General features: G+C 51.4%; 3 protein-coding genes. 2 read left to right on the top strand and 1 reads right to left on the bottom strand.

Annotated elements, in window-relative coordinates; translation table 11 throughout:
- Positions 1–158: 158 nt before the first annotated feature.
- Positions 159–347, top strand: coding sequence for a Rop family plasmid primer RNA-binding protein (locus tag ABVM99_RS24440; RefSeq protein ID WP_000165998.1), 189 nt, complete (start codon positions 159–161; stop codon positions 345–347).
- A gap of 47 nt (positions 348–394) precedes the next feature.
- Here ABVM99_RS24440 and ABVM99_RS24435 read toward each other — a convergent pair whose 3' ends face one another.
- Positions 395–661, bottom strand: a complete 267-nt coding sequence (locus ABVM99_RS24435) for a hypothetical protein (RefSeq protein WP_223173001.1) — start codon at positions 659–661, stop codon at positions 395–397.
- A 1,192-nt stretch (positions 662–1,853) separates the two neighbouring features.
- Between ABVM99_RS24435 and ABVM99_RS24430 the strand changes: the two genes are divergently transcribed.
- Positions 1,854–2,171 carry a hypothetical protein gene (locus ABVM99_RS24430; RefSeq protein ID WP_000718044.1) on the top strand — a complete coding sequence of 106 codons (318 nt, stop codon included), beginning with the start codon at positions 1,854–1,856 and terminating at the stop codon, positions 2,169–2,171.
- The last annotated feature ends 220 nt before the right edge of the window (positions 2,172–2,391 follow it).

Genomic DNA, 2,391 nt, shown 5'->3' with positions numbered 1-2,391 from the left:
GGGCGTTTCTGAGGACTCCGGCCTGAAACATACACCTTTCTGTGCCCATATCGAGAAAAAACGCCCCTGATGATTTCTGCGTACCTGCATGGCTATGCACTCAAGTGAATGAAGTAAGATTTCAGTCTGCGATCACCATAAAACCGGGAAAAAGCCGTATGACAAAACAGGAATCAGCCGCACTGAACATGGCAAAATTTATCCGGGCGCAGTCGCTGCTGCTGCTCGAAAAACTCGACGTGCTCGATCTTGATGACGAGGCAGCCGACTGTGAGCGAATGCACGAACAGGCAGAAGCGCTTTATCAGAAGCTGAGCGCACGCTTCGGTATACAGGACGGCGAATAAAGAGACGAAAAGAACGCTCACTTAGACGAAAAGCGTATCCAGGGCAACTATGTATATCCACCGTGTACATAGTCATGCCTGACGCTTTCGAGCAGGTCGAGCATGTAGGAACGACGAGCTTGATTGGTATCGGACACAATATGGCGATACGCCTCAAACATAACAGCACCCGCATCACCGCCCGAACGGCGAAGCATAGCGGAAATCATCCGCACAAAGAGCAGACGTTCATCGGGGCAAAGGTTCATAAGTTCTCCTGGTGAAAAACCAAACATGAAGCACCCATCTATTAACGTCAGCTGTGAACGCTTCATTACGCTTCATTAAAATAGGTAAACCCGGGAAAAAGATCCAAACGTTAACATCACAGGTAAACAGAAACGTCGGGTCGATCGGGAAATTCTTTCCCGGACGGCGCGGGGTTGGGCAAGCCGCAGGCGCGTCAGTGCTTTTAGCGGGTGTCGGGGCGCAGCCCTGAACCAGTCACGTAGCGCTAGCGGAGTGTATACTGGCTTACTATGTAGGCACGGGTGCGGGAATCAGTGAAGTGCTTCATGTGGCAGGAGGAAAATGCAGCAGCAGAGCGTAAGCGGAATATATGAGACAGGAGATATTCCGCTTCCTCGCTCACTGACTCGCTGCGCTCGGTCGTTCGGCTGCGGCGAGCGGTGCGGGCTTACGAATGGGGCGGAAATTTCCTGGGAGATGCCAGGAAGAAACTTAACAGGGAAACGATAAGGCCGCGGCGAAGCCGTTTTTCCATAGGCTCCGCCCCCCTGACAAGCATCACGAAATCTGACGCTCAAATCAGTGGTGGCGAAACCCGACAGGACTATAAAGATACCAGGCGTTTCCCCCTGGTGGCTCCCTCGTGCGCTCTCCTGTTCCTGCCTTTCGGTGTACCGGTGTCATTCCGCTGTTATGGCCGCGGTTTCTCATTCCACGCCTGACACTCGGTTCCGGGAAGGCAGTTCGCTCCAAGCTGGACTGTATGCACGAACCCCCCGTTCAGTCCGACTGCTGCGCCTTATCCGGTAACTATCGTCTTGAGTCCAACCCGGAAAGACACGACAAAGCGCCACTGGCAGCAGCCACTGGTAACAGGATTAGCAGAGCGAGTTAATGTAGATGGTGCTATAGAGTTCTTGAAGTGGTGGCCTAACTACGGCTACACTGGAAGGACAGTATTTGGTATCTGCGCTCTGCTGAAGCCAGTTACCAGGTTAAGCAGTTCCCCAACTGACTTAACCTTCGAAAAACCACCTCCCCAGGTGGTTTTTTCGTTTTCAGAGCAAGAGATTACGCGTAGAAAAAAAGGAACTCAAGAAGATCCTTTCTATGCTCAACCACCGCATGGCCCATAGCCGCGCTGGCCGTTGCCGGTCAGCTCCAGAATCCTCGACCAATATGGAACCTTGCCCCTCCCAAAATTCAACTAAAAAACCCTCATTTCCTGCCGATAAAATGGGTATCTCTTAACTATGCCTAAATAAAATAAGGATAATTTTGAAAAAAATATTCATCCTATCGGCAGCGCTGATCATGGCAGGATGCGCAACAAAGCAATATCCACAGGCCGCGAACGTCACCGGTCCAGAATCTTCCGCAATGGATTGCAAAGCGGTAGCTCTGGAAATCGCAAAAACGCGCAGTGTACAACAAGAAATTGAGGCAACCGGCGAATTTGACGGGCGCACCGTATTAGGTTTCCTGGGTGATTTTGGGATAGGAAATGGCATGGCAAAAGGCGAAGCCCGCAAAAAAGCAGCTAACCGGCTAAATCAGCTGGAAGCCCTGAAGGCTGCAAAGTGTGCAGTTCAATAAGGTACAAAAAAGCCCTGCGGGGCTTTTTTTGTACCTGCCAATCAGCTGGATTTACCATAACATCCGTTGCCCGCACCGCCTCAGGCGCCCTCAGGGCGTTTCTGAGGACTCCGGCCTGAAACATACACCTTTCTGTGCCCATATCGAGAAAAAACGCCCCTGATGATTTCTGCGTACCTGCATGGCTATGCACTCAAGTGAATGAAGTAAGATTTCAGTC

The organism is Salmonella sp. SJTUF15591, from assembly GCF_043356435.1.
Taxonomy (GTDB): domain Bacteria; phylum Pseudomonadota; class Gammaproteobacteria; order Enterobacterales; family Enterobacteriaceae; genus Salmonella; species Salmonella enterica.
This window is presented reverse-complemented; position numbering and strand designations above follow the sequence as displayed.